At 42.8% G+C, this 21,717-nt stretch carries 25 protein-coding genes; 3 read left to right on the top strand and 22 right to left on the bottom strand.

Annotated elements, in window-relative coordinates:
* Window positions 1-365 precede the first annotated feature (365 nt).
* The 9 genes from ACQCT5_RS04455 to ACQCT5_RS04415 all read right to left on the bottom strand — a co-directional run bounded on the left by ACQCT5_RS04455 (window position 366) and on the right by ACQCT5_RS04415 (window position 8,488).
* Window positions 366-1,670, bottom strand: coding sequence for a pyrimidine-nucleoside phosphorylase (locus ACQCT5_RS04455; RefSeq protein WP_499639417.1), 1,305 nt, complete (start codon window positions 1,668-1,670; stop codon window positions 366-368).
* Between the two features lie 25 nt (window positions 1,671-1,695).
* Window positions 1,696-2,511 carry a purine-nucleoside phosphorylase gene (locus ACQCT5_RS04450; RefSeq protein WP_499639415.1) on the bottom strand — a complete coding sequence of 272 codons (816 nt, stop codon included), beginning with the start codon at window positions 2,509-2,511 and terminating at the stop codon, window positions 1,696-1,698.
* A 12-nt stretch (window positions 2,512-2,523) separates the two neighbouring features.
* Window positions 2,524-3,708, bottom strand: a complete 1,185-nt coding sequence (gene deoB, locus ACQCT5_RS04445) for a phosphopentomutase (RefSeq protein ID WP_499639413.1) — start codon at window positions 3,706-3,708, stop codon at window positions 2,524-2,526.
* Between the two features lie 193 nt (window positions 3,709-3,901).
* Window positions 3,902-4,792 carry a site-specific tyrosine recombinase XerD gene (gene xerD, locus ACQCT5_RS04440; protein ID WP_499639411.1) on the bottom strand — a complete coding sequence of 297 codons (891 nt, stop codon included), beginning with the start codon at window positions 4,790-4,792 and terminating at the stop codon, window positions 3,902-3,904.
* Between the two features lie 6 nt (window positions 4,793-4,798).
* A complete protein-coding gene (locus tag ACQCT5_RS04435; RefSeq protein WP_499639409.1) occupies window positions 4,799-5,026 on the bottom strand; it encodes a YqzK family protein in 228 nt (75 codons plus the stop codon).
* A gap of 363 nt (window positions 5,027-5,389) precedes the next feature.
* Window positions 5,390-5,851, bottom strand: a complete 462-nt coding sequence (gene fur / locus ACQCT5_RS04430; protein ID WP_386639029.1) for a ferric iron uptake transcriptional regulator — start codon at window positions 5,849-5,851, stop codon at window positions 5,390-5,392.
* A gap of 110 nt (window positions 5,852-5,961) precedes the next feature.
* On the bottom strand, window positions 5,962-6,603 hold the full coding sequence (gene spoIIM / locus ACQCT5_RS04425; protein WP_499639407.1) for a stage II sporulation protein M: 642 nt from the start codon (window positions 6,601-6,603) through the stop codon (window positions 5,962-5,964).
* Window positions 6,604-6,757: 154 nt separating this feature from the next.
* On the bottom strand, window positions 6,758-7,927 hold the full coding sequence (locus tag ACQCT5_RS04420; protein WP_499639405.1) for an endonuclease Q family protein: 1,170 nt from the start codon (window positions 7,925-7,927) through the stop codon (window positions 6,758-6,760).
* Window positions 7,928-7,936: 9 nt separating this feature from the next.
* The gene (locus tag ACQCT5_RS04415) at window positions 7,937-8,488 is read right to left on the bottom strand and encodes an NUDIX hydrolase (protein WP_499639403.1); all 552 of its coding nucleotides are present in this window, start codon (window positions 8,486-8,488) and stop codon (window positions 7,937-7,939) included.
* Between the two features lie 75 nt (window positions 8,489-8,563).
* On the opposite strand from ACQCT5_RS04415, the gene mciZ reads away from it, so the two are divergent.
* A complete protein-coding gene (mciZ, locus tag ACQCT5_RS04410; RefSeq protein ID WP_499639402.1) occupies window positions 8,564-8,704 on the top strand; it encodes a Z-ring formation inhibitor MciZ in 141 nt (46 codons plus the stop codon).
* A 76-nt stretch (window positions 8,705-8,780) separates the two neighbouring features.
* A complete protein-coding gene (locus ACQCT5_RS04405; protein WP_499639400.1) occupies window positions 8,781-9,701 on the top strand; it encodes an aldo/keto reductase in 921 nt (306 codons plus the stop codon).
* Window positions 9,702-10,014: 313 nt separating this feature from the next.
* Here the strand turns inward: ACQCT5_RS04405 and ACQCT5_RS04400 are convergent, their stop codons facing one another.
* Both ACQCT5_RS04400 and ACQCT5_RS04395 read right to left on the bottom strand, forming a co-directional pair.
* On the bottom strand, window positions 10,015-10,536 hold the full coding sequence (locus ACQCT5_RS04400) for a GrpB family protein (RefSeq protein WP_499639398.1): 522 nt from the start codon (window positions 10,534-10,536) through the stop codon (window positions 10,015-10,017).
* Window positions 10,537-10,791 (bottom strand): YqkE family protein, encoded by a 255-nt coding sequence (locus tag ACQCT5_RS04395; RefSeq protein WP_499639396.1) that lies wholly within the window; start codon window positions 10,789-10,791, stop codon window positions 10,537-10,539.
* A 206-nt stretch (window positions 10,792-10,997) separates the two neighbouring features.
* Here ACQCT5_RS04395 and katA point away from each other — a divergent pair, with 206 nt between their 5' ends.
* Window positions 10,998-12,458 (top strand): catalase KatA, encoded by a 1,461-nt coding sequence (gene katA / locus ACQCT5_RS04390; protein WP_499639394.1) that lies wholly within the window; start codon window positions 10,998-11,000, stop codon window positions 12,456-12,458.
* Between the two features lie 494 nt (window positions 12,459-12,952).
* Here katA and ACQCT5_RS04385 read toward each other — a convergent pair whose 3' ends face one another.
* The 11 genes from ACQCT5_RS04385 to ACQCT5_RS04335 form a co-directional block, all read right to left on the bottom strand.
* Window positions 12,953-13,294, bottom strand: coding sequence for a hypothetical protein (locus ACQCT5_RS04385; protein WP_499639392.1), 342 nt, complete (start codon window positions 13,292-13,294; stop codon window positions 12,953-12,955).
* Window positions 13,291-14,049: a class I SAM-dependent DNA methyltransferase gene (locus ACQCT5_RS04380; protein WP_499639390.1), complete on the bottom strand. Its 759-nt coding sequence runs from the start codon at window positions 14,047-14,049 to the stop codon at window positions 13,291-13,293. Before ACQCT5_RS04380 ends, ACQCT5_RS04385 begins: the two co-directional genes overlap by 4 nt.
* A gap of 25 nt (window positions 14,050-14,074) precedes the next feature.
* Window positions 14,075-15,229 (bottom strand): FAD-dependent monooxygenase, encoded by a 1,155-nt coding sequence (locus ACQCT5_RS04375; protein WP_499639388.1) that lies wholly within the window; start codon window positions 15,227-15,229, stop codon window positions 14,075-14,077.
* A 151-nt stretch (window positions 15,230-15,380) separates the two neighbouring features.
* Window positions 15,381-15,740, bottom strand: coding sequence for a DUF805 domain-containing protein (locus ACQCT5_RS04370; RefSeq protein WP_499639386.1), 360 nt, complete (start codon window positions 15,738-15,740; stop codon window positions 15,381-15,383).
* Window positions 15,741-15,948: 208 nt separating this feature from the next.
* The gene (locus ACQCT5_RS04365) at window positions 15,949-16,266 is read right to left on the bottom strand and encodes a hypothetical protein (protein ID WP_499639384.1); all 318 of its coding nucleotides are present in this window, start codon (window positions 16,264-16,266) and stop codon (window positions 15,949-15,951) included.
* Window positions 16,267-16,333: 67 nt separating this feature from the next.
* The gene (locus ACQCT5_RS04360) at window positions 16,334-16,882 is read right to left on the bottom strand and encodes a hypothetical protein (protein WP_499639382.1); all 549 of its coding nucleotides are present in this window, start codon (window positions 16,880-16,882) and stop codon (window positions 16,334-16,336) included.
* 181 nt (window positions 16,883-17,063) lie between these two features.
* The gene (locus ACQCT5_RS04355) at window positions 17,064-17,723 is read right to left on the bottom strand and encodes a DUF421 domain-containing protein (RefSeq protein WP_499639379.1); all 660 of its coding nucleotides are present in this window, start codon (window positions 17,721-17,723) and stop codon (window positions 17,064-17,066) included.
* A 71-nt stretch (window positions 17,724-17,794) separates the two neighbouring features.
* Complete coding sequence (locus ACQCT5_RS04350; RefSeq protein ID WP_499639377.1) at window positions 17,795-18,223, bottom strand: hypothetical protein; 429 nt, start codon at window positions 18,221-18,223, stop codon at window positions 17,795-17,797.
* On the bottom strand, window positions 18,220-18,738 hold the full coding sequence (locus tag ACQCT5_RS04345) for a GNAT family N-acetyltransferase (protein WP_499639375.1): 519 nt from the start codon (window positions 18,736-18,738) through the stop codon (window positions 18,220-18,222). The genes ACQCT5_RS04350 and ACQCT5_RS04345 overlap by 4 nt, the downstream gene beginning before the upstream one ends.
* 204 nt (window positions 18,739-18,942) lie before the next feature.
* The gene (locus tag ACQCT5_RS04340; RefSeq protein WP_499639373.1) at window positions 18,943-20,664 is read right to left on the bottom strand and encodes a WG repeat-containing protein; all 1,722 of its coding nucleotides are present in this window, start codon (window positions 20,662-20,664) and stop codon (window positions 18,943-18,945) included.
* A 464-nt stretch (window positions 20,665-21,128) separates the two neighbouring features.
* Complete coding sequence (locus ACQCT5_RS04335; RefSeq protein ID WP_499639371.1) at window positions 21,129-21,698, bottom strand: hypothetical protein; 570 nt, start codon at window positions 21,696-21,698, stop codon at window positions 21,129-21,131.
* Window positions 21,699-21,717 lie beyond the last annotated feature (19 nt).

Genomic DNA, 21,717 nt, shown 5'->3' with positions numbered 1-21,717 from the left:
CCATACTTCACATTTTTTCCATAAAGATACGTTTTATACTAAGATTTGGTAGTGTGGTGGAATTATTTTCGTGGTATGCAAATGGATATTTATGTTAATGTATATTTATCCTACATGGTGAGGTTTAATGAAGAAAAATGAGCGAGGTGAAGTATTATGAAGGAAGCCCTAAGATTCCCCATAATATTTTTTGTATTATCGTCAGGGTGGCAATTAATAGCGGACAGAGAGGTACGTTGGGTAGAAAACATATCTATTTGTTTAATCATGTTCTTGATTATTTTTTTATATAACTGGTCGAAAATATCATACAAGTCGAAATCATAAAAACAGCCCCCATCATAACGGGAGCTGTCGCAATAAAATCATTCAGAGATTGTATCATATACAAGCGGCGGCACAGTAACGTCACCTGTAACCACTTTGATGCTTTCATAAAGCTTTTCTTTGACTTTCGCCATGTCTTCCTGGTTGCTGTGGATGGTAGCAAGTGATTCTCCAGCTTCTACTTTGTCACCGATTTTCTTGCGAAGAACGATACCGACAGCCAAGTCGATTTCAGATTCCTTCGTTGCACGGCCAGCACCTAAAAGCATTGCTGCAGTACCAACGGAATCAGCTACGATTTCAGAAACTGTACCAGCTTCCTTCGCTTCCAATTCAACCACATACTTAGCCTGAGGCATTTTTTCCGGGTTGTCAACAACAGAGGAATCTCCGCCTTGTGCTTCCAGGAATGTTTTCAATGTTTCGATTGCAGCACCTGAACGGATAACTTCTTCAAGCATACCGCGGGCTTCTTCCAATGTGGAAGCTTTCTCGGCTAAAAGAACCATGTAGCTTCCAAGAACTAAGCAAAGCTCTTCCAGGTCTTTCGGACCTTTTCCGCGAAGTGTATCGATTGCCTCTTTGATCTCCAATGCGTTACCGATAGCATAGCCAAGCGGCTGGCTCATGTCGGAGATAACAGCCATTGTTCTGCGACCTACGTTGTTCCCGATGTCAACCATTGCTTTTGCAAGCTTTTTCGCTTCGTCCAGATCCTTCATGAATGCACCAGCACCAGTTTTTACATCAAGTACGATTGCATCTGCTCCAGCTGCGATTTTCTTACTCATGATGGAGCTTGCGATCAATGGAATGCTGTTAACTGTAGCAGTTACATCACGAAGTGCGTAAAGCTTTTTGTCGGCAGGAGTCAGGTTTCCACTCTGTCCGATAACAGCGACCTTGTTCTTGTTCACGTAATCAATGAATTCCTGATTGTCTATTTCCACGTGGAAGCCAGGTACCGCTTCAAGCTTATCGATTGTTCCGCCTGTGTGTCCAAGTCCTCTTCCGGACATTTTCGCAACTGGTACTCCAACTGCCGCAACAAGAGGAGCCAATACTAAAGTAGTTGTATCGCCAACGCCACCTGTACTGTGTTTGTCAACCTTGATTCCTTCTATTGCAGAAAGGTCGATCGTGTCACCGGAGTGAACCATTGCCATTGTAAGATCAGCACGCTCCTGATCGCTCATTCCCTTAAAATAAGTGGCCATTGCAAATGCACTCATTTGATAGTCAGGGATGGAACCGTCCGTGAATCCTTTTACGACGAATTGGATTTCTTCTGTAGTTAATTCTTTTCCATCACGTTTCTTCTCAATAACGTCTACCATTCTCATTTAAAAACACACCTCTATTTTAGAATTACATACCTTTGATGATTGTTTTTACGAATTGCAGGAAGTTGGCTTTTACCATTTCCGTTGTTTCCATTACTTCATCATGTGTTAATGGCTGGTCAAGAATTCCTGCTGCCATATTAGAGATGCAAGAGATGCCAAGCACTTTCATACCGCTGTGACGGGCAATGATCACTTCCGGCACAGTTGACATACCAACTGCGTCCCCTCCCAATGTACGAAGCATTCTTACTTCTGCTGGAGTTTCATAGGAAGGTCCTGTGTTTCCTACGTATACACCTTCTTGTACCTTTAGACCGATTTGTGCCGCAACATCCTTTGCAAGCTTACGTAATTCTTTGCAATATGGCTCTGACATATCTGGGAAACGTGCTCCAAGTTCATTATCGTTCGGTCCGATCAACGGGTTTGTGCCCATGTTGTTGATATGGTCCGTCAATAGCATCAAGTCACCGGCTTCAAAGCTTTCATTCACTCCGCCTGCAGCGTTTGTTACGATCAACTTTTCCACACCCAAGTATTTCATGACCCGAACAGGGAACGTCACTTTGTCCATGGAATAGCCTTCATAAAAATGGAAGCGACCTTGCATCGCGATAACCGTCTTACCTTCAAGCTCTCCTATTACCAACTGGCCTGCATGACCTTCTACTGTGGAAACTGGGAATTCAGGGATTTCACCATATGGAATGGTAATTGGATTTTGGATTTCCTCCGCAAGTACGCCGAGTCCCGATCCCAAAATAAGTCCGATTTTCGGTTGGTTCTTGATTTTTGCTGTAATGTAATCAGCAGATTGTTTGATTGCAGCTACGTTCATGAAAAGTTCCCCCTAGTTTAAGTCTGTTAAGAAGCTTTTTCCGTGCTTCGGCATTTTTGTATTAAAGTTATCCGCTACTGTTGCTCCGATATCTGCAAATGTCTTACGGATTTCCAATTCTTTTCCTTCTTCTTTGCGAGGCGTGTACACCAATAAAGGTACATATTCACGTGTATGGTCGGTACCAGGAAAGGTTGGATCATTTCCGTGGTCCGCTGTAATGATCAATAGGTCGTCCTCACGTAGGTTGGACAGCACTTCAGGAAGTCTTGCATCGAACTCTTCCAAAGCTTTTCCGTAGCCTTCCGGATCTCTTCTATGACCGTAGACCGCGTCAAAGTCAACAAGGTTCAAGAAGCTGAGTCCTGTGAAGTCCATTTCAACAGTATCCATAAGCTTATCCATACCATCCATATTGGAAACAGTACGAAGGGATTTCGTTACACCCTCTCCGTCGAAGATGTCAGAGATCTTCCCGATGGAAATCACATCAAATCCGCTGTCCTTCAACTCATTCATGACGGTGCGCTCGAATGGCTTTAATGCATAATCATGACGATTAGAAGTACGCTTGAAATTGCCAGGCTCTCCTTCGAACGGACGGGCAATGACTCTACCAACCATATATTTTTCATCCAGTGTCAATTCGCGGGCAATTTTACAGATGTCATATAGCTCCTCGATCGGAACAACACCTTCATGTGCAGCGATTTGCAGAACAGAATCCGCAGAAGTGTAGACAATCAGTGCACCTGTATCCATGTGTTCTTTCCCTAATTGATCAAGGATTTCCGTTCCGGATGCAGGAATGTTACCAATCACTTTTCTGCCTGTCTTCTCTTCAAGTTCCTGAATCAGCTCATCAGGAAATCCTTCCGGAAACACCTGGAATGGTGTATCGATGCGAAGACCCATGATTTCCCAGTGTCCGGTCATGGTGTCTTTTCCACTTGATGCTTCTTCCATTTTTGTAAAGAAAGCAAGTGGCTTGGCTGCCTTTTCGACACCATGCACTTGTTCGATATTGCTTAGGCCAAGTTTAGCCATGTTTGGCATGTTAAGCCCATTCATACGCTCAGCGATATGCCCCAATGTATCAGCACCCTTGTCACCGAACTTCTCAACATCAGGCGCTTCTCCGATTCCAACAGAGTCCATCACGACAAGAAACACTCTTTTATATGTATAAGAACTCATTTGATAACCTCCTATAAAAGCTATTCTAAATTCATGTTTTTTTGTCCTAGGTATTTTCCCCTCTTTTTGGGATGATAACCATAAGAAATACCAACTTCATTTGTCAGAAGTCTGACCTCTTCCATCAGTATAAACAAGCGCTTTCAGTCTTGCAATCAAAAAATAAAAAAAAGACTGTTCTGACAACCAGCCTCTATGCTCTTGGATGAAACATGCTGTAAACATCCTTCATACGCGTCTTTGTAACATGTGTATAAATCTGTGTAGTGGAAATATCCGCATGACCGAGCATCTCCTGAACCGCTCTGAGATCTGCCCCGTTTTCCAAAAGATGTGTTGCAAACGAATGCCGCAATGTATGAGGAGTGAGATCCTTTTCTATTCCTGCCTCTTTGGAGAGTTTTTTGAGGATTTTCCAGTACCCCTGTCTGGTCAAACGGTTACCATGATGGTTCAAAAACAGTGCATCTGTCACCTTTTTCTTTTTGAGCCGTCCTCTACTTTCTACTATATAAGTATGAACCGCCTGCTGTGCAAGTTTTCCAAGGGGAATGATTCTCTCTTTGTTCCCTTTTCCGATGCATCGTACAAAACCCATCGTTAAATGGACATCACTCAGATTCAGTGAAATGAGCTCCGACACACGCATACCTGTGGCATATAACAGCTCAAGCATCGCCTTGTCCCTGATCCCGATCTCCTTGCTTGTATCTGGGGAATCCAAGAGGGCCTGCACCTCTTCCACCGATAAGACCTGTGGCAGCTTTTGCTCCGCCTTTGGACGGTCGAGATGTACAGTCGGATCCTGGGTGGTCACTTTTTCCCGAAGTAAAAACTGGTGAAAAGAGCGTATTGATGCAATATGCCTCGAAATGGTTTTCGAAGACTTTCCTTTTTCATGAAGGAACTTTAAAAATTGGACAATGGTCGCTCTTGTCACATGATCGAGTGAAGCAACCTTCTCCACCTTGCTGATATATAGAATATATGCTTTCAAGTCACGTTCATAGGACACAATCGTGTTATCTGCCAAACCTTTCTCCACTACCAAATAATGCATAAAATCCTTTAAATGCTCCTGCACTCCACTCTACTCCCCGTAATGATAGAAAAACAGTAAACGCTGTACCCAGCTCTCATCCTTCTCCTCTATCATTTTTGTCACTTTCACCGCTGCCCCCTCCGGCTCATCATAACGGTGGTAATTCTGATACTCCTGATTGACCCACATAATGCCATAGTAAAATAGCACGGTGCAGCCGGTAAATAAAATAAATACTTTAAATGTATTATAGCATGTTTCCATAATATTCTTCATGTATAACGAACCTCCAACCTGCAAATTTTCCGAATAACTTGTCTTATTAGAAGGTATGACAATTTATCAGGCTTTTATACATGGTTAGTGTAGATTGTAAGATAATTTTGCACATTAAATACCGCTGTTGATTTCCGCAATAGGCTGCGCTTTCCGCGGGGCGTTTGTGGAGCCTCCTCGGCTTCGCCTGTGGGGTCTCCACTAAACGCTTCCTCCCGCAGGAGTCTTCGCCTATTGCTCCAATCAACAGCTAGATGCCTGTAAAATTTCAAGTAAGAGGTTTTTTACATATCTGATTCCGAAAATGAAAAATAAAAAATGTCCCGGAGCGCTTTGCTCGATGGGACATTTTCAATATGTATTTTAGTTCTCTTCTTCTGGATTTTCAGGATCTTGGCAGCGGTGGCAGATTCCGTGGAATGTCAGGCGGTGATCTTTGATTTTAAATTTCCAATCACGCTCCACGATTGCTTCCACATCTTCCAACAGGTCATCCTGTATTTCATCCACTGCGCCACACTCTATACAAACCAAATGGTGATGGAAATGCTTTTTGCCCTCTTGCCTTAAGTCATAACGGGACACGCCATCGCCAAAATTTATTTTATCCACTATTTTCAATTCTGTAAGCAGCTCTAAAGTTCGATATACGGTAGCAAGTCCAATTTCGGGGGACTTTTCTTTTACGAGGAGGTATACATCTTCCGCACTTAAATGATCCTCTTCATGCTCCAATAAAACACGGACAGTTGATTCCCGTTGAGGAGTAAGCTTGTAGCTCGCGGAATGTAGCTGCGTTTTAATCCGTTCAATTCTGTCTTCCATAACTTGTTCCCTCCCTCGCTATACCATTATATTTTATCGAATAGGGAGAGAACTGTCAAAGAAAATATAATTATTACAAATAAGCCATAATAGTAATTTTTATATAATAATTATTTCAACATGGTGATAACCGATTTCATAAATACCGGGGATGCCACTGCTTCTATCAGCGATGCCGGGATAAGTAATAGGCAGATGCAGCCCATCGCAAGGCTGTATCTTAAAAACTGCTGAAAGAACGGCTCCTGAATTCTCTTTACGAACTGCTGGCGAATCATTTTTAACGAAAATGCCACAGACAAGGTGCCGATGATGATGTAAGCCGGTATGGCAATCATGTTCTGTGGAAGGATCGATACGAAGGAAAGCAAAAAGCCCTCCCAGCTTAATTGATTGACCAGAAAGCCGACTGTAAAACCGACAACTACCCCTTTTAAAAACAATAATACCAAAATGACCGGCAACCCGATGATGGAAATGCCGAGCACCCACATGAGGAGCACATATTTCACATTATGAAAATAGCTCTGAAAGAATATATCCTTCGCATTCGCAAACTGCCCATCTGCCACTTGGCCGAAAAAACGGTTCAAGTAGACTAGCAGATCCTGCTTCTGCGTAAAGTTCATGCTGTTGACGACAATGGCACCGAATATCACTCCCATAAAAAAAAGCACGACAATAAACAAGTATAAAGAGGAGTGTTCTCTTAAATGCCCTAGTAAAATGGAAAAGCGCGTCTGTTTTTTCATCCTAGTTCCTCCTATCACTCTCTTACTAGATTGTATGAGAGAGGACAGGAAGTATGACTGGGAGGATGAAAACTTTTAGCGATTTTGACATCTACCTTTACCACGGGACAGAAAAAAAGTCGGCTTAGTTATTCCGCCGATCTCACAATAATATCTACTTCACTCGTCCAAACTTGCCCCCGCCGCCGCTATGAAAGTCCAGCTCCCCTCTTCTCGCCTTTACAATGAGTTTAGCGACCTTCTCCCCGACTACTGCAGCGAGCTCATCAAATGTGGCCTCGTGTAAAATCTTCATTTCCGTTCCAAACACCTCTCGCAGCTTCAGCAACGTTTTCGGACCGAGCCCGGGTATGAAATCCAACGGAACCTGGTGGATGTATGGGGGCCTTTCCCTGGAAGATTCCGCTTGATCACGAATCTCTTCTATTCTCACCGATACGCCTTTTGTCAACCGTGCATGCCCGCAGTCCAGACATCCCTCTACCACTGCCCCCACACCATCCACGACCTGCAAACACTTCTCACATGCGGTCCGATAGTATTTTCCAAGATGCGGATCGAGCCCGTAATTGGCTGTAATGCCTCTACCATCCCTCTCGTGCAGGGCATGCCTCAGCTCTTCAAACATCGGCTCCACCATTTTAATTTTTTGATATTCCCGAGCGATTTTCCCGACCGAATGGGCATCTGAATTGGAGACAAACGAATATCGGTCCAGTTCGGACAAAGCGCTTGCCATAGCGGTATTCGCACTCAATCCAAGCTCCACCGCATCAATCAGTTCAGGATCAAACACTTCTGTTAAGCTTCTGACAACGCCTTTCCCATAGAGGCTCTTAAAGGGGGTGAATACATGCGCAGGAATGAATAATCCATCCAGTTCACGCACTTTCTCCTGAATCACCACTGCATTTTCATATACACGCTGTGTGGAAAGGGTGATATTCTTTAATCGTTCACTGAGCCAGCGCGAGAACTCAATCATGGTCTCACGTGTTGGAAAATAACATAATACGTGAATAAGTCCCTGGCAGTTTTCGTCATGGATTTCCAGCTCTGTACCGAGAATCAGGGTTGTTTCTCCAAACTTTATCCCACCACCAGGTTTTTCATGTGCCAATCCATCTTTCATCCAATTCCCTAGCTGGACCAGAACTTCAGGGACGTGGCAGTCAATGACCCCAATCATATCCAGACCTTTGCGAGTCCGTGCCTCTTCGATCACCGCTTCGATGGTCATTTTTCTCGAAGCGGTGATTTTAACGGGTTTGCCACTTAGGGTGGAGCCCAAATGAATATGTAGATCTGCAAAATAGTCCTGCATGGAACCCTCCTACTTTCGCATCATGGCTTGGAGCTGTAGATACTGAACGGCAAAGGCTGTTTTAGCATCGTAGATTTCCTGGTTTTCTACCATCTGTTGAGCTTCGTCCAGGGTAACCTCCAGCACATCAACAAACTCATCCTCATCCAGGTGATGCTCTACGGTATCCTTCCTCAAACCGTTGGCTACAAAAAGATGCACTAGTTCATCTGCGAAACCTGGTGATGTATAAAAGGAGATGAGCGGTGTCAGAGAATCGCACGTATAGCCTGTTTCCTCCTCCAGCTCACGTTTCGCCGTAGTGATCGGTTCCTCCCCTTTTTCAAGCTTGCCTGCCGGTATCTCCACTAACACCTTTTCCATTGCCTTGCGGAACTGACGCACCATCACAATTTTATTTTCCGCTGTAATGGCGATGACAGCCACTGCACCAGGATGCTTGATAATCTCACGGCTGCTCGTATTTCCATTCGGCAAGCGCACCTCTTCCAGATACAAATCAATAATTCTTCCTGAAAATAATTTATCTTTTTTTATCGTCGTTTCCTTTAAATGATCCACTCTAAACCGCTCCTTGTTCTGATTGTCATTATTTATTCATACATTCTACCATACAACGATTAGGAGGTAACAAATTTGCAGATCTATGTGCGTCCTAACAGTATCGTTATGGTGGGGAAAGCCTGGGAAATTCGGTCCAAGCTTAAGGAATACGCCAAAAAGCATGGTACAGTTCAGGAATGGATTAGTCACCTTAAAGAAAATAACGCTAAATGAGTGCTCCTGTTTGCCGGGTGCCTTCTTTTTTCGATACACTAATAAAAAGTGATTTTAAAAAAGGAGGGAATTTTGAATGGAGAAAAATAGGTTAGGTAATTCAGATCTTTTTGTCAGTAAAATGGGGCTTGGTTGCATGTCACTTGGCACCGATGAAAAAAAGGCTGGGGAAATTATAAAAGAAGCACTTGATCACGGCATCAACTACTTGGATACAGCTGATCTCTATGATTTTGGACGTAACGAAGAAATCGTCGGACAGGCCTTGAAGGGGCAGCGTGACAAGGTCATCCTTGCCACCAAGGTCGGCAACAGATGGACCACTGGTAAAGAAGGCTGGGAATGGGATCCTTCAAAGGAACATATCAAAGCTGGAGTAAAAGATAGCCTAAAGAGATTGCAGACCGATTATATAGATCTATACCAGCTTCACGGCGGAACAATTGAAGACCCTACTGACGAAGCGATTGAAGCATTCGAGGAATTGAAGAAGGAAGGATATATTCGCGAATATGGGATCTCATCCATCCGGCCTAATGTCTTCAAACGTTTTGCGGAATCCTCTGCAATGGTTTCCGTCATGATGCAATATTCCATGCTTGATACTAGACCTGAGGAATATCTGGATTTTCTCGCATCCAATAACATCAGCGTAGTAGCAAGGGGACCTCTAGCAAAAGGACTTCTTTCCAATAAAGGGCTCGAAAAAGCGAAAGAAAAGGCAAAAGATAAAGGTTATATGAATTATTCTTATGAAGAGCTAGTGGAGTTAATTAGGAAACTTCATGACACGATTCATGACCGCCCATTACAATCGGTAGCACTTCATTATTGCCTGGCCCATCCGACTGTTGCGGCCGTTGTTCCCGGAGCAAGCTCGGTGGAACAGGTAAGAGCCAACATTTCCGCAATGGAATACCCTCCATTAACGGAAAGTGAAATGGGAAAATTAAAGCCTTTTCTGAAGCAGTCGCATTATGATTCCCACCGTTATTGATTGAAAAAAGGCTGGGACAAAAGAGTTTTAATCTTAATAAAACCCGAACTCATTTGAATTTTAAAATCAAATGAGTTCGGGTCTTTTTTTGAAGTATTCGATTAGTTTTAGGTTACACCGGCGGTTGATTGGAGTGCAAGACTAAGACTCCTGCGGGAGAAGTGGCCAAAGTGAGACCCCGCAGGCGAAGCCGAGGAGGCTCACGGGTCACCCGCGTGTCGCTGTGTCTTGCACGGAAATCAATAGCGGTATTTAGAGCCGGCACCTATATTGTTCGTCTTTTATTAGCAATTTTTAGTTTTCTCCCAGCCTCTTATTTGAAACTACGAGACCAAATCTCCGCTTCCTTATCGAATTGTTTGATTAAAGGCTCCTTCCCCGATAGGTATGCCTCGCGATCCCCATCATTTTCAATCGATAAACGGTGCTTTAAGTCGCTGTATTCCATTGCCTTTTCAGGATGAGCGATTAGATAGTCGCGGAAATTCAGGTGCCGTTTCACTTCTGGATGATCGGACATATAGAAATGGAGATGATGACTGCGCTTTATTCCGCCTTTTGGAAAATAGCGTCGCTGCGCGATTCCATTTTCTCCTTTTGCCTCATAGCCAAGCTCCTCAAGCTTTGTATTTAACTGGTCAACCACACTTAATGCAGAAACTTCTATTAAAATATCGATAATAGGTTTCGCTTTAATCGAAGGAATTGCCGTACTGCCGATATGATGTATGTTCACGGCCGCTTTACCGAATACCTCCTTCAAAAGCTTCTCTTCAGAGTAAAACTGTTCCATCCATAACGGGTCATGATCGACGACATAATATTTCCTTGTCACCTATTTGAATTCCTTCCAGTTCTGGTTGCTTTCCTCAAACAATTCTTCGAACGACTTGTTCTTCTCTTTTAGACGTTTTTCCTCTTTTAATCTAGCTGCCTCCTCATCCTTTGCCTTCTGCTCAGTCTGAACAAGCTGGTCTTTCATTGATTTCAGTTTAGAAAAGACATCGTCTTGCAGCTGATCCTTTAAGGAAAGCTTTTCTTCTTTTTGTTTAGCAGACTGGGGGTGTTGTTTTCGCTGTTTTTTCTTCATACAAGAATCTCCTTTATATGTTTTTTAGTAGTATAGCAGAATGCCCTCTTATTCGAAATGATATGGAGCATTAAATCACCTAAACACCTTATATCATTTTTATAATTGTTTTCTTTTTAGAATAATTATAAAAAGATATTGATTTTTCTCTGATAAGTGTTATCATTTAAATCGTAATACTAATTCTCTACGATGAGGTGTTTAAATTGAGTACAAATAACAATACATTAACTACTAGCTGGGGTGCTCCTGTCGGGGATAACCAGAACTCCATGACGGCCGGTTCAAGAGGCCCGACTTTAATCCAAGATGTACACCTATTAGAAAAACTGGCTCATTTCAACAGGGAACGCGTACCTGAGCGTGTTGTCCACGCCAAAGGTGCCGGTGCACACGGATACTTCGAAGTGACAAATGATATGACTAAATATACGAAGGCAAAATTCCTATCCGAGATTGGAAAGCGAACACCGTTATTCGTTCGCTTCTCCACTGTCGCAGGTGAAAATGGTTCTGCAGATTCCGTTCGTGACCCACGCGGATTTGCAGTGAAATTCTATACGGAAGATGGAAACTACGATCTTGTAGGTAACAACACACCTGTGTTCTTCATTCGTGATGCCATCAAATTCCCGGATTTTATCCATACACAAAAGCGCCATCCTCAAACACACTTAAAGAACCCTAATGCGGTTTGGGATTTCTGGAGCCTTTCCCCTGAATCCTTGCATCAAGTAACGATACTAATGTCGGACCGTGGAATTCCAGCAACCTTCCGTCATATGCACGGATTCGGAAGCCATACCTTTAAATGGGTAAACGAGGATGGCGATGCTGTTTGGATCAAGTATCATTTCAAAACAGAGCAAGGAATCAAAAACCTGACAGAAGAGGTCGGGACAAAAATTGCCGGTGAAAATCCCGACTACCATACGCAAGATCTTTTCCATTCCATCGAGAAGGGTGATTTTCCTGCGTGGAAGGTATATGTACAAATCATGCCGCTTCAGGACGCCAATGCGTACCGCTTCGATCCATTCGATGTAACGAAAGTTTGGTCCCAAAAAGACTATCCCCTTATCGAAGTTGGCCGCATGGTCTTGGACAAGAACCCGGAAAACTATTTTGCAGAAGTGGAACAGGCAACATTCTCCCCGGGGACATTGGTGCCGGGAATCGATGTATCTCCTGATAAAATGCTGCAAGGACGCTTGTTCGCCTACCATGATGCACACCGATATCGCGTAGGAGCCAACCATCAGGCATTGCCGATCAACCGGGCACGAAATGAAGTCCACAACTACCAGCGCGATGGCCAGATGAGATTTGATAACAATGGCGGCGGTTCCGTCTACTATGAGCCGAACAGCTATGGTGGGCCAACTGAATCACCTGAAAATAAACCAGCAGCATATCCTGTTTCCGGAGTAGCGGACAGTGTAGCTTATGATCACCATGATCACTACACACAAGCCGGGGACCTATATCGTTTGCAGAGCGAAGAGGAACGCGCACGTCTTGTAGCCAATATCGTCGGTTCCATAGCTCCTGTTGAAAGTGAAGAAATCAAGCTTCGCCAGATCTACCACTTCTACAAAGCGGACCCTGAATACGGAACACGCGTCGCAGAAGGCCTCGGGCTGAAGGTGCCTCAGGAAGTTCTATAACTTCTTGTACTAGTAATATCAAACAATTACATTCTCTTTTATTCTCACTACTGTCATGGCAGGCGCCTTCATACGGTTGCCTGCTTCTATATCGGAAAGGAGTTGGAAACATGATCGGTCAAATCTGCAGAATCTGTGAAAAACCGGAGAAGAAATTGAAGCATACGGTGTTGTGTGGTTGCGGGATAAGGATTAAAGTGCGGAAATAGCGTTTTTTTACGGAGTTTGGGGTTATATGCTCCTAACTTTTTTGAAAGTGGAATGCGTATATCAATGAAAATTCACATTTATCAACGATTCCGTAATTGATATCAACGGAAAAAAATTTATTTCAACGAGAATTTAATTTTATCGATGAAAACACCCAACTTATCGATAAAACGCACCTTTCAGCAATTTTCGACGCGAACAACACGCAAAGCAAACTTCTCAAAGCACAATAATAAAAAGAGACACCCTCCATACGAAAGGCATCTCTAATACTCGATGGTCCATTAAAAAAGCTGCAACGATCCATATCCCAACAAAACACCCGTAAGAAAACCGGCACCATTAATCCAAATGTATGTGGCTCTCCGAACAGGTATTGCATTCCTCATCGCCTTATTTGTAACTATCCATACAGGAAAAAATAGTAGACTAGAAGTGATGGCTACGAACATGAAAAATTGGAGAAAGCCATCCTCAAGGGTTGAATCAATCAACCATCCAAACTTTGAAAGAAAATATCTGAAGCTGATTACCCAAGAGCCTGCAACAAAAAAGAACCCGAAACCGAAGAGAAGATTACAGACTGCAGATAGAACTACATGCCGTCCTAACTTGAATCCATTCATCCGACCATCTCACAAACATAGACCATCTGATATGCATCCTTTGATAATGTGGTTTCCTTCCAGTCTTGAAACACGTTTATAATCTTGAAGCCATGTTTAGTTAGCAAGCGCTCCATCTCTTTTGGATAGGTATACCTTAACATGATTCTGCTACTGGTCTCTCTATCTTCCATCCTTCTAATTGTCTTGTAATGCTGCAGCTGTTCGATTGGATCATATTCACTTTTCGTGTAGACGTCCACTTTTTGCTGAGTGTCCCTATCCACATAGCTTCTCCAATATTCCTCCGTACCTGGCTGAAGCAACTCCTCGGGACTTGGAAACCTTGTACCGAAAATGAAGATGCCCCCTGACTCCAGATGTTTGCATACAGATTTCAGCAACATATCCTGATCTTCATTGGTCAAAAAATGCTGAAAGGAATTTCCGACTGTAAAAATCAATCTGCTCCTAATCGGGAGATGAAAATCAGAGCAATCTTGTTCTTCCCACTGAACAAGGATAGAACGTTCTGTAGCTTTTCTCTTCGCCTCGGCGAGCATATTCCCATTGATATCTACCCCTATCATTTCAAATCCAGCTTCAGCCAAAGGAATCGTAGCTCTGCCAGTTCCACATGCAATGTCGACAATTGGACCTTCCGCTTTGTTGGCCCACTTTATTAGGAATGGTATATCGTCTTGGAAACTCTCATTTTCTTGATCGTATAAAATTGGATCATTATATTCCTCTGCATTCTCCAATACCTTTTTCATCAGCTAACCACCGTCCATTCATTCGCTAAACCTCATGTCCTACCACCCAATGCAAACGAGAAGCCAAAATATGGCTTGGTACTGCTTGCAACATTACATTCCGAAAACCAATTGCAACCGGATTCTCCAATTGCATCATTCTTGCCATTTTCCTGGAGTGACGGACCATCTTAGTTGTACGCCTTATACGTTCACGCACATATTTGACATTTGCTTCTGCAATATCTTTAGTATTTGATAAGCAATCTGCAAGTACAATGGCATCCTCCATCGCCTGTGCACCACCCTGCCCAAGATTCGGCAGCATAGGATGGGCAGCATCCCCTAGCAGAGTCACGCGTCCACTCCCCCACTGTGAAAGAGGCTTTCTATCAAAAATATCATGGTGAAGAATTGCCTCTTCATCTGTTGCTTGAATTACAGCCTCGATCGGAGGGTACCAACCTTTTAAATACCGAAGCGCAGCTTGTTTCCTGGAACCAATTGGAATATCCCTTCCTTCAGGTGCATTAAGCGCAGCAAACCAAAAAATCCGATCTTGCCCAAGGTGGGAGAAACCGAATCTTTTCCCATGTCCCCATGCCTCAAAACCTCCACCATTCTTCAAGCCATAACGCTCATCCTTGAATGAACAGATTCCACGCAACGCAGTAAAGCCTGCATATCGTATTTTATCATTTTGGATCAAATTTGAACGGATCGTTGAATGGATCCCATCAGCTCCTATCAATACATCCCCTTCTACTTGTGCTCCATCACTGAATAATGCTGTTACTTTACTTTCATCTTGTAAAAATCCTGATACACCCTTTTGAAAGTTGATTCCCGCGCCTTCGAATTTATCCAATAATATTTTTTGAAGGCTGGCACGATGAATGAGATAGCTGTATGTTCCATATCTCTCTGCCATCTCTTTCGTTGGAAGTTGAAATAATAATTTTCCATCCCAAGTCCGTATTTCCGCTTTTCCAACCTTTTTTCCCGATGCCTTTACCTCAACGGCTACACCAAGCCTCTCAAGCGCCTTCATCCCATTTGCTGCCAAAACTATTCCAGCACCCATACTGTTAAATGAAGTAGCTTTATCAAAGACCTCTACATGCCAACCTTTATTTTTTAATTGAATGGCTACAGACAACCCACCTAAACCTGCTCCAACGACTATGGCCTTTCTTTTCATAACAGCTTATCTCCGCCTTGAATTTAGATTAATTTTCCAAATCGTATAACTCTATACTAATATGAATCTTCTCACCTGTCCAAACGAAACCAAAATTAATATGTACCCAAAAATGAAAAACCGCCCGAAAGGACGGTTTTCTAAAAAGCTATCAATCTATTAATCCTGCTGATTTAGGGTTTGGACCGTACTGGTTCGTACCTTCTTCACTGTCAAGGCACATAAACACAAGTAGGATAATCGCACCAACCAAAGGAATAAATACAATCAGGAACCACCAGCCGGATTTGCCTGTATCATGCAAACGGCGGATTGCTACAGCCAAAGAAGGCAAGAAAACAAATAATGAATAAAGTCCTGATAAAATTTGAGGTAGATCTGCAACCATCTCTACAATAGTAAGTGCCAAAGAAATTAAAAAGTTGATAAGTGCGAACATCCAGTACTCTTGTCTTCTTGCCCTGCCACTAAACGTAACATAATTTTTCAATACGCTTGTATACCAATGCATATCAAAATCCCCCCTACAAAAAAATAGTATTTTGTCAGTTTAAGTCGAGAAACAACTTGATTAAAAATATATCACATAATTGTAAAAATATCTCTATTAATATTATTGAATTTCCAAGAAATTTAGAATACTTTCTTTCAAAAATACTCCGCATTAATTTTAAGAGGTTTTAAAGGCAGCCTTCGAAGGATTGCATTTTTTACGTGTATCATATTGTACTCTCTTTTTTCAGTTCACGATGCTCCAAGAGAACTTGCAGCCATTGGGCAGGCTTTTTTCTGGAGTCTTCTTTATTTTTTCTATGAGGGGTGATATGAAGATGCCAGCCCAATGCACGGTAGACGCTAGCAAGCTGATCGGATATGCGTAAAATCCTTTCCAGTTCGTGCATCGGGGCAAACTGTGTCCACGGCTCCAAATAATAGGGTCGAAACTCGTTCACTGTATCAAGCCACTCAGACTCCGACTTCAGCAATTCATCAATGGCATGCCAAAAAATCCGTGTACTGAAAAACGGATGTGACACCGCTGCATCCCCCCAATCAAAAAAGACCGGATGGGTGTCATAATATTGAATATTACCCGAATGCAGATCACCATGATCGATCGAATATGGTACCACACATCCGAAGAATTCCAGCCTGTAATCCCATCACTTGGGCAGTTTCCGCTTGATCTAATCCTGTGTTACACATATCAAATAGATTTTTTTGAATCTCGTTTTTCAATACAGGTAATCGTCTATCCGGAACTCCCATTTCAAGTAGCGTCTCTACTCTTTGAACTTCTTTCACCTGCAGCTCAGCATATTCTTGAAGACACTGCTTCCAGATTTTTTTGTCCTTAATTTGACGTAAGGGCTTCCCTTTCAATTCCTTCATAAGAAACCACGGGTTAGTCGGATGCACCTTCACCACATCAACTATTCGTTCCGCATAATGAGAGGAAAGATGATGGGTAAGCCTCCCTTCGAATTTCGAAATCTCACCTGTTGCTTTGAAAAATAGATAGCCCATATCAGTATCTAATCTTTGCACTTTAGATAAATCTGTGGCTTTAATTTCTTCAGATGGCCCCTTTCTAGTTAAACCCACTTTTTCTATCCAGGCCGACATTTCCGAATCGTTATTTAAATCACTCATATGTAAAAGGCTCCTTTAATCGTTTTATCTTCTGTTCTACATTTCAAAGAGGATTCCTTTTCTATCGAGAATGCAGTTGAAGTTACCTCTTTCTATTGAACCAGACTTATCATTGTTTGTTCTTGCCAGAAACCACACCAAAAAGCGCTCCAGGGGACGGTGACTCCTGAGCACTTTTGCCTTATTTCCGTTTATTGATCTGCAACCTTTTCGTTTTTTCATTCACATAGGCATAGATAATATCCTTTACGGTCAGGTTGTTTGCTTGGAGCTTTTCTATTAGCCAATCCCGCGATTTACCAAGCAATTTTAAATTTTTATCCTGTACCCTTCCATCTATGATGACCGCTATCGGGAGTCCTTCATCATCAATCGAGATTTCCAAATGCTGCACAGTCACAGGGGTATTCTCAGCTTTTGGAATAATACTGATTTCACCGATCGGCTCCAGGATCGCATAATCTATATCGGATATATTGGGGTAGCCTTTACTTCTTAAAATGGAAAGCAACTGTGCGATCGACACCATCGTCTTTTCCATATTATCCTCGATAATCTCACCGTTTTTCACAAGCAAAGTTGGCTCCCCCAGAAAAAAACGGTTTCCCCATTGCCATAATGTCAGCTTGGAAAAGACGATATGCAGGATCACCAAAGTGCTCAATGCACCTAGTGTTGGCAGGAACTCCGTACTGATCAGGGGTTCTGATGCAACCGTCCCAACAATGATGATGGCGACCAGATCATAAGGGGTCATCTGTACAATCGTGGATTTCCCCATAAGCCGCATGATGGCAATTGTGATGATATAGATGACAAGTATCTTAATAACTAAAGTCATGGTTCATACCTCGGATAGCTTTTTAGGATAGCATTCCCTTATTTTCATCAACTATCCGATTTGAATAAGATCTACCTTTTCAATATGATGTAGCCTTCTGTTTCCTTAATAGGAATTACATTTTCCTTTGCAAATTCTTCTAATCTAGTTAAATGGATCTGCGGTTTAAATCCTACGATCCTTACCGAGAACCCCTTTTTCATGGATAGCACTACCCCGGTTTGAATCCATCCGAAGCGTTTAAAATTCATCTGACTTATCTGAGATGCATGAATCTTTCTTTTATAAATCCTTTTTGTAAGGAAGAGAATGTGATAGGTCAGGACCTCTTTGCCTATAGTCAATTCATAGCTGGTTCCCAATGCAAGCAGAATAAAAACAACTATTATAATATGAAAGGAAAAGAGATTAATAGTATTAAAATTCCATGCCCATGATGCGAGTCTCAAGGCGATTAGAATAATCAACAATCCCCTTTGTGTTTTGGCTTGATAAATCAATTAGTCACCCTGCCGATCTGTTTGTAATAGATCACTGTCGTGTGAAGTGTTCCATCTGCTGACCTTGCATAGTTCGGAATTCTTCCCACTTCTACATATCCAAGGGAAATGTAAAGGTTGTTGGCTGGGGTTCCTTCCCTTGTATCAAGGACCAATAGTGTTTTGCCATCATTAATAGCTTTTTCTTCTGCAGCTATCATGAGCTTTCTTGCGATACCTTGTTGCCTGAATTCGGGATGTACCATCATTTTGGCAATCTCTGCACGGTGCGCCCCATTCTGACTGGAGCTCTCATGGACCTGAACGCTTCCAACCACACGGTCCTTGATTTTGGCAATGAAAAGTGAATTTTCGGATTCCCCAATACTTTTCCAATACTCCTTCGCTGCTTCTTTTGTTATAGGCGGCAGGAAGCCGATGGATGCACCTTCGACAACAAGAACCAGCATTTCTGCGAGCATATCCAGGTAGGGTCCGATCTCTTCTTTATGTTCAATGGATAATGGATTTTTCATATGTAATCTCCTCATAAAATAACCGGTATTATTTTCCTTTTTTCTAGTATAGCATGAATGGAATTGGAGGAAAGCTGCAACCTATTTACTAACAAATTGTATGCTAGAATTATCTTTTCATTTGATCAAATAATCAAATAGCTTGTAAGATTTTCTGACATGAAAAAAGCACCCTTTTTTACAAGAGAGTGCATAGTGGCTGCATTAATGGAACGACTTCCAAAACTCGCCTTCTTTGTTAATGATCGAATCGATCTCCGGAAAAGGAATCTCGAATGTCGGGAATCCAGCTGCAAAGGCTGCGATTTCATAAGGCTGAAAGTAGATGAAAAGAGATTCATTATTCACATAGAACGGCTGATTAGGACTGATTCCTTTATATGCATCCGGGAAGTAATAGCCATCCTCCGAGGCTGCAATCTGCTTGCCGATTATCTCACTCAGCACCTTCACATAATCGCTGCCTGGTTTGAAAAGGTCCTTTAAAACATATATGCTTCCATTCTTAATATTGATCGGAACTTCTATCTGACTCGGCATGCCGTGTGCTGCCCCGAATGGGAAATTATAGCCGAAGAGCTCCAGAATGAGCAATGCCTTTTGAAAAAATCTCACTGAGAAGTCACCGCTATAGCTGTAGTCGAGCTGTGCATTCGGATCAACCGGTTTTACCTGAGATTTCTTTTTCAGCACCTGATTTACACGTTTCTCGGCGTTTTCATCCTTCATCCCATCCAGTTGGGGAAAATACACTAGATAATCCTTATTCGGCATGAATTTTTCCTCACGGATAAATACCTTACCCGATAAGGGGATGGTAATATTTTGGGAATAGACAACGTTTCCGTTTCTGGCATAATACGTTAGGCGCTGGTCCACAAAGGCCTTTATGATGCTCCCTGCCAATGTAAGCGTCCCAATCCCTCGAATGACAGGCAGCCCAGTCGCCCGTGTCCCTTTTTTAGTGATGAAAAAGCTCGTTTCGTCCTGTGTCACAGAGCTATAGGAGTCTTGATAATCATTTACACTGCTATAGATAAAATCAGTCAACAGTTTTCCGCTTTGGTTATCTGCAATCGCATAAACAGAACCCAGATATGGTTCCGCTGCATTAATTGCCTTGCCAACTGATGCCCGGTTCCCCCCGAGGATATTGATATCATTATATTTAGGCGGGATGATAAAAGTTCCCTTTTTATCAATCAATCCGAACTCATTTTTATAATCAGTGGAAGCATTCACCACTGCCCTGCCATCCTGAAAAGGCAATGCCATGCCAAAATTCGGCTTAATGACCACCTTGCCGGCCTCATCCACATATCCCATTTTATCCTGATAAGTTTTCTGGAAAGACAGCAAACCCTCACTGTACCCGTTCATCTGTTCATAGGGAAAAGTCTGAAGCTCCTTTCCGTTAAGGTCAAGCAACGCATATTCCTTTTCCTTCACCTGAACGAGACCTCTGCCATCATTAAAATCAAAAGCATACTGGTACTTGGCTGGAATGATTTCCTTGCCATTCAGATCTAGAAAGCCATATACGAGTTTTCCGTCTTTATCAGTAATCTGAAAGACCGCCCTACCTTCCTGAAAAGGGCTGATAAATGAATATGGTTTGTTTGTCAGCTCCTTACCTTTTTCATTTATGATCAAAAATCCCTTATCATTGATCGCAACAGCACGGCCTTCAGTAAAAGGTGAGATGGAACTATATTTCGGTTCCACGACAAAGCGGCCAGCCTGATTGATCACTCCGGCACCCTTCAGCCTGACAATCGCCAAACCATTTTCCTGAAAATCCCCTGCATCTTCATACTGAGGCTTTAACACAAACTTTCCTGACTCGTTGATATACCCCCACTTTGTTCCTTGCACCGTTCTCACCGAAGCAGGAAACAAACGTGGAACAACCCGTTTAGACCACATAGCCGCAACTCCCCATTAATAGCATTTTTCGTATTATATGGGGTGGGTGGGGGATGGGTGTTTGATGTGAGAAAAAGGTTAATGGGATGAAAGCAAACTCTAGTAAATATTGCTTAAATTCTGCGGTAATGACAGGTTTGTGATTTTGAGACCACGATTTCTTCTTTTTCTCTGTTTCACGGTCTCAATCTGGGCTTTTGAGACCATGATTTCTTCTTTCCGTCTGTTTCGTGGTCTTATTCCGGGCTTTTGAGACCGCCATTTCCTCATTCCCGCCGTTTGGTGGTCTCATTCCGGGCTTTTGAGACCACGATTTCTTCTTTTCGCTTGTTTCGTGGTCTCATCCGTGGATTTTGAGTCCACGATTTCCTTTTTTCGCCTGTTTCATGGTCTCAAATCTCCGCACAGATAAAAAACGCCTTCCCCTCCATGTTCACAACACAGACGACCAGGCTCCTACATTATCAATCCTTACTCCGCTTTACCCCGATCATGACCAAAACCGCTACTCCGAACACTATCCCTACAACCCACTTCAACACACTCTCCAACCGTATGTCACCTAGGTACCTATCTTCCAAATCCACTATATTTGTCGGCTCTTCCCCTTTCCCAAGCTCCTCAAGGTCCTCTTCTGCGAGTGAAATATCACTGCTTCTGCCGCAATCCATGATGTACATTACCCCGTCGCGCAAGTAGGGATAAAGAAGGTATTCATTTCCTTCCTGAAACTCGAAAGTACAGCTGCTGGAGCTGTCGGTATAAATGATTGCTTGTGAATCCTCCATCCCCTTCCACGATTCAGAAACGGAGAAGAGCACTTCATCGTATCGCTCCCCATCAGACATAGTCTGATTCTTATGAATTTTTAGCACGGTGCCCCTGAATACTGCCGTGGCAATTTCCATCGCTTCGGTGGCAGTGTCAGGAGAGTCACAATCACAAGCCATCGCAACAGGTGTTGGATATATTAGCACCGATAAAACTGTAACCAATATCATGAGTTTAAGTAAATGCGTTCCTCCTTTAATCACCCTTTTCCCCCTTTGGGAC

Source organism: Sutcliffiella halmapala, from assembly GCF_050107295.1.
Classification (GTDB): Bacteria; Bacillota; Bacilli; order Bacillales; family Bacillaceae_I; genus Sutcliffiella_A; species Sutcliffiella_A halmapala_A.
This window is presented reverse-complemented; position numbering and strand designations above follow the sequence as displayed.

Coding starts and splice junctions, on each gene's coding strand:
- ACQCT5_RS04455 (WP_499639417.1), bottom strand. CDS start 1,670: ATGAGAATGGTAGACGTTATTGAGAAGAAACGTGATGGAAAAGAATTA.
- ACQCT5_RS04385 (WP_499639392.1), bottom strand. CDS start 13,294: ATGAATGGATTCAAGTTAGGACGGCATGTAGTTCTATCTGCAGTCTGT.
- ACQCT5_RS04340 (WP_499639373.1), bottom strand. CDS start 20,664: ATGTGGTCTAAACGGGTTGTTCCACGTTTGTTTCCTGCTTCGGTGAGA.
- ACQCT5_RS04435 (WP_499639409.1), bottom strand. CDS start 5,026: ATGAAGAATATTATGGAAACATGCTATAATACATTTAAAGTATTTATT.
- fur (WP_386639029.1), bottom strand. CDS start 5,851: ATGGAAGACAGAATTGAACGGATTAAAACGCAGCTACATTCCGCGAGC.
- ACQCT5_RS04405 (WP_499639400.1), top strand. CDS start 8,781: ATGGAGAAAAATAGGTTAGGTAATTCAGATCTTTTTGTCAGTAAAATG.
- ACQCT5_RS04355 (WP_499639379.1), bottom strand. CDS start 17,723: ATGACTTTAGTTATTAAGATACTTGTCATCTATATCATCACAATTGCC.
- ACQCT5_RS04370 (WP_499639386.1), bottom strand. CDS start 15,740: ATGCATTGGTATACAAGCGTATTGAAAAATTATGTTACGTTTAGTGGC.
- deoB (WP_499639413.1), bottom strand. CDS start 3,708: ATGAGTTCTTATACATATAAAAGAGTGTTTCTTGTCGTGATGGACTCT.
- ACQCT5_RS04375 (WP_499639388.1), bottom strand. CDS start 15,229: ATGAAAAGAAAGGCCATAGTCGTTGGAGCAGGTTTAGGTGGGTTGTCT.
- spoIIM (WP_499639407.1), bottom strand. CDS start 6,603: ATGAAAAAACAGACGCGCTTTTCCATTTTACTAGGGCATTTAAGAGAA.
- ACQCT5_RS04395 (WP_499639396.1), bottom strand. CDS start 10,791: ATGAAGAAAAAACAGCGAAAACAACACCCCCAGTCTGCTAAACAAAAA.
- ACQCT5_RS04360 (WP_499639382.1), bottom strand. CDS start 16,882: ATGAGTGATTTAAATAACGATTCGGAAATGTCGGCCTGGATAGAAAAA.
- ACQCT5_RS04380 (WP_499639390.1), bottom strand. CDS start 14,049: ATGAAAAAGGTATTGGAGAATGCAGAGGAATATAATGATCCAATTTTA.
- ACQCT5_RS04450 (WP_499639415.1), bottom strand. CDS start 2,511: ATGAACGTAGCTGCAATCAAACAATCTGCTGATTACATTACAGCAAAA.
- ACQCT5_RS04420 (WP_499639405.1), bottom strand. CDS start 7,927: ATGCAGGACTATTTTGCAGATCTACATATTCATTTGGGCTCCACCCTA.
- ACQCT5_RS04345 (WP_499639375.1), bottom strand. CDS start 18,738: ATGAAAAATCCATTATCCATTGAACATAAAGAAGAGATCGGACCCTAC.